Genomic DNA, 3805 nt, shown 5'->3' with positions numbered 1-3805 from the left:
TCTTCTATTGCTATTTTCTGGTGTTTGGGCATAGAAAACTCCCCCTATGATGACAGTTATATTTTTTACTGTCTCTCATAAGGGGAGCATATCACTTTGCCGAGGCAACACCGCCTTATACCAATAAGGATACTGTGGAAGGTACAGACCTGTACATGGGCTGTTCTTCCTGTCATGACCCGGATACCATGGAACTGCGCGTTTATCAGCAGGGCTTTGTTGAATCCATGGCCCTGAAGGGCATTGATATCAGCAAGGCTTCCCATAATGAAATGCGGGGCTATGTCTGTGGCCAGTGCCATAACGAGTATTACTTTATGGCCGAAGATGGCCGGGTGCGTCATCCCTTTATTGGCGGCTGGGAGCCGGAAGAACAGTTCAAGTTCTATCAGACCCAGAGCGAGCAGCTGGGCGCCTTCAAGCAGGATTGGATTCATCCCGATTCCAAGACGCCGATGCTGAAGGCTCAGCATCCGGACTTTGAAATCTGGACGACCAGCGTCCATGCCGATGCCGGTGTGACCTGCGTGGACTGCCATATGCCCTATATGCGGGAAAACGGTCAGAAATACACCTCGCATTGGATGACCAGCCCACTTAAGACGGTCGAAGCATCCTGCCTCAAGTGCCATGATGAGAGCAAGGAAACGTTGATTGCCCGGGTGAAGACCATCCATGACAATAACTTCAAACTGCAACGCACTGCGGGCCAGACGGTGGCCAAGGCGCACCTGGCGGTAAAGGCTGCCATGGATGCCGGTGCCACGGATGAACAGCTGGCACCTGTACGGCTGAAACTGCGCGAAGCACAGTGGTATTGGGACTGGGTAGCTGCCGAAAACGGCAACGGATTCCATAATCCGGACAAGTGCATGCGCATCAGCGGCGAAGCGATTGATTTGGCACATCAGGTAATTCAGGATGCCAATGCCTTGGTAAAAGGAAGCTTGTAAAAACATAATGCTGACGAATGAACAGAACCGCCTCGTTAAGGGGCGGTTTTGTTGTGAAAATATCCTTACAAAACAGCGATTCATTTCTTGTAGGATACTCCAATGCAGGAGTTTATTTCGCCTGATAGAATAATTACTATATACAGTTGCCAAAGCAACATGATGATCGCGTGATTATTGCTATAATGAAGAAAAATGTGTACTTAGGAGTGAAAGCGATGCAGGTTTATCATCTTGATTTGCATGAGCTGCCTCTGTTCCAGGGCGTGCCGGCAGCAGAGGTGGAGCAGTTTATTGCGGCTACTGATGCTAAGATAAAGCGGGTCGGCCGCGGCAAGCGGATTTTGGATGCTTATGTGGAAAACCACAATATCGGTGTCATCGTGGAAGGTGAGGCTCAGGTGCTGGCTGAAGACCGCTTTGGCAATGAAAATGTCAGCCATAATCTGGAGCGGGGAGCCTTACTTGGGAGCACCTCGGCCATTATGCCGCAGGTTCCGTATGATATGGCTATTGAAGCCTTGACGGATGTACTGGTGCTTTGGATTCCCTATCAGGCTTTGCTGACGGCGGGGCCGAAGCTGGGGCGCACGCATGGTTTGGTTATGAAGAACCTTTTGGAAGCCTTTTGCCGCAAAAATGTGCTGATGATGCAGAAAATCAAGATTCTCTCGCAAAAGACCTTGCGGGAACGGCTGATTCTCTATCTGCTCTATAAGGCGCAGCGTCAGGGCAAAGCTCGCGTGCAGGTACCGGGACGGGTGCAGCTGGCCAAGGAGCTGGAATGTAACCGTAGTGCGCTGACCCGAGAAATCAGCAGCATGCAGGCGGAAGGGCTCCTGCGTACAGGTGAGGATTGGATGGAATTGGATGCTGTAAAGATTGCGGCGATGGACTAAGTTATGATTACGATAGAATTTAACGAGGTCAGTCAGTCTTTTCATGGACGGCAAATTTTTGGCCCGTTGACGGCTAAAATGCATAGCGGCCGGATTACAGCTGTTACCGGCTTTAATGGTAGCGGCAAATCCACTTTTTTGAAATTGGCTGGGCATCTGCTGTTGCCGACCAAGGGCGAAGTCACGGTTAGTGCTGATGATGGCGTACTGAAGCAGGCGGCACTGCGTGAGCATTTGGCTATGGTCACGCCGGAAATGCGCTTTTATGACCGCCTGACTGCGCGGGAAAATATGGATTTTTTTCTGGGGCTGCGGGGGATTTCGCTTACGGATGCAGCTTATCGGCAGCTTTTGGAACGGGTTGAACTTTCGGCTAAGGCTGTTACTGCAGCCTATACCGGGGAGTTTTCCACGGGGATGCGGCAACGGTTGAAGATGGCGGTGCTGCTGGCTGCGCAGGCGGATATCTGGCTGCTCGATGAACCGGGGGGCAACCTTGATGAAGCAGGCCGGGCAATGGTGGCCCGCGAGGTGCGGGCGGCCGCTCAGCAGAATGTACTGGTGGCACTCGCCACAAATGACCCTGGAGAGGAGGCGCTGGCAGATGAAATCATCGCTTTGGCCGGGGATTAAGCTGGTCTTTGTCAAGGAATTTACCTTAGGCCTGCGTTTTAAGGCCGCCTGGGCAGCGATGTTGATGTTTGCGCTGACCACGCTGGCCTGCGTCAGCATGGCTCTGCAGGGAGCGCCGTTAGAGCCGAAACTGGCGGCGGCGCTTCTCTGGATTATTTTGTTCTTTGCTTCCATGGCCGGAGCTGACCGGAGCTTTGCCGATGAGGATATGGCAGGCACTTTGTCTACGCTGAAACTTTATGGGGCGGCGCAGATGGTACTATGGGGCAAGCTGCTCTATACGGGCTTTCTCTTGCTGTGCCTGACGGTTTTTATTACGCCCTTGTTTTTATTGCTGACGGGGGCCGAGGTCGTGTCGGTTGGCGTATTTATGGGGACGCTGCTGCTCGGAACGATTGGTATTTCTGCAGCGGGCACACTTATTGCGGCGCTTACCTGCGGGGCACAGGTAAAAAGCGGCCTGTTTTCCATTCTGATGCTGCCGGTCATTCTGCCGGTGTTTTTGCCGGCCATCTTTCTGACGGCAGGAGCATTGGGCGGCGGTTCGGCACCGCTGAGTTATCTTGTCGGGCTGGCGCTTTACGATGGCGTTTTGCTTATGGGGGCGTCGGTGCTCTTTGATTATCTTTGGTATGAGGATTAGTTTGGGGGAATTTTCATGAGGGCGATACTCGGCCTGCTTACACTGTTGGTTTTGGGGCTGGTATTTTTTGTGGTGCCGCCGGCAGAAGGTTTGGGCTATTATGTACGGCTGGCCTTTTTTCATATTCCCGTGGCCTGGGTCGCAGTACTGGCATTTTTCATCAGTGCCTTTGAGGGTGGACGTTTTCTGCAAAAGGGAGAAATGCTGGCCGATGCCAAAAGCGCCGCGGCGGCGCAGCTGGGCTTTTTCTTTGTTATACTGGCCACGGTGAGCGGCGCGGTTTTCTCCAAGCTCACCTGGGGCGCGTATTGGAACTGGGACCCGCGGCAGACGACGATTTTTGTCCTGCTGCTGATTTATGGGGCCTATCTGACCCTGCGGGGCGCCATGCCGGCAGGACGCAAGCGGGCAAAGGCAGCGGCGGTCTATGCGCTGTTTTCTTTTTTGACGGTGCCGTTTTTGGTGTTCATTATCCCGCGGCTTTATTTTTCCCTGCATCCGTCGCCGGTGATTAATGGCTCCGGGCTGGCCATGGATACGGTGATGCTGGCTGTGCTTATGGCGGCGCTGGTGGATGTGACGGGAATTTTCTACGGGCTGTATAAGTGGCAGACCAAAAGGCTTTTAGCAGAGGGGGGTTAACAGTCAAGCATAACTTATAAAAAGTTGATAAAAAC

At 52.9% G+C, this 3805-nt stretch carries 4 protein-coding genes and 1 pseudogene; all 5 read left to right on the top strand.

All coding sequences use genetic code 11. The annotated features are described in order from the left end of the window. Window positions 1-95 precede the first annotated feature (95 nt). Window positions 96-953 (top strand): annotated as a pseudogene (locus G598_RS18215) (ammonia-forming cytochrome c nitrite reductase subunit c552); the annotation flags it as partial. A 218-nt stretch (window positions 954-1171) separates the two neighbouring features. Continuing rightward, window positions 1172-1852, top strand: coding sequence for a Crp/Fnr family transcriptional regulator (locus G598_RS0114910; protein ID WP_026767588.1), 681 nt, complete (start codon window positions 1172-1174; stop codon window positions 1850-1852). Between the two features lie 3 nt (window positions 1853-1855). Continuing rightward, window positions 1856-2485: an ABC transporter ATP-binding protein gene (locus G598_RS0114905; protein WP_026767587.1), complete on the top strand. Its 630-nt coding sequence runs from the start codon at window positions 1856-1858 to the stop codon at window positions 2483-2485. Next, window positions 2457-3128, top strand: coding sequence for a heme exporter protein CcmB (locus G598_RS0114900; protein ID WP_026767586.1), 672 nt, complete (start codon window positions 2457-2459; stop codon window positions 3126-3128). Before G598_RS0114905 ends, G598_RS0114900 begins: the two co-directional genes overlap by 29 nt. A gap of 15 nt (window positions 3129-3143) precedes the next feature. After that, window positions 3144-3770: a cytochrome c biogenesis protein CcsA gene (gene ccsA, locus G598_RS0114895; protein WP_026767585.1), complete on the top strand. Its 627-nt coding sequence runs from the start codon at window positions 3144-3146 to the stop codon at window positions 3768-3770. The last annotated feature ends 35 nt before the right edge of the window (window positions 3771-3805 follow it).

The organism is Selenomonas ruminantium subsp. ruminantium ATCC 12561, from assembly GCF_000424065.1.
GTDB classification, from domain to species: Bacteria; Bacillota; Negativicutes; order Selenomonadales; family Selenomonadaceae; genus Selenomonas_A; species Selenomonas_A ruminantium.
Note: the sequence above shows the minus strand (reverse complement) of the source record. Positions and strands in the feature narration are given on the sequence as shown.

What these genes read in the sequence shown, in the direction of transcription:
- G598_RS0114910 (WP_026767588.1), top strand. Translation starts at nt 1,172, where the DNA reads ATGCAGGTTTATCATCTTGATTTGCATGAGCTGCCTCTGTTCCAGGGC.
- G598_RS0114905 (WP_026767587.1), top strand. Translation starts at nt 1,856, where the DNA reads ATGATTACGATAGAATTTAACGAGGTCAGTCAGTCTTTTCATGGACGG.
- G598_RS0114900 (WP_026767586.1), top strand. Translation starts at nt 2,457, where the DNA reads ATGAAATCATCGCTTTGGCCGGGGATTAAGCTGGTCTTTGTCAAGGAA.
- ccsA (WP_026767585.1), top strand. Translation starts at nt 3,144, where the DNA reads ATGAGGGCGATACTCGGCCTGCTTACACTGTTGGTTTTGGGGCTGGTA.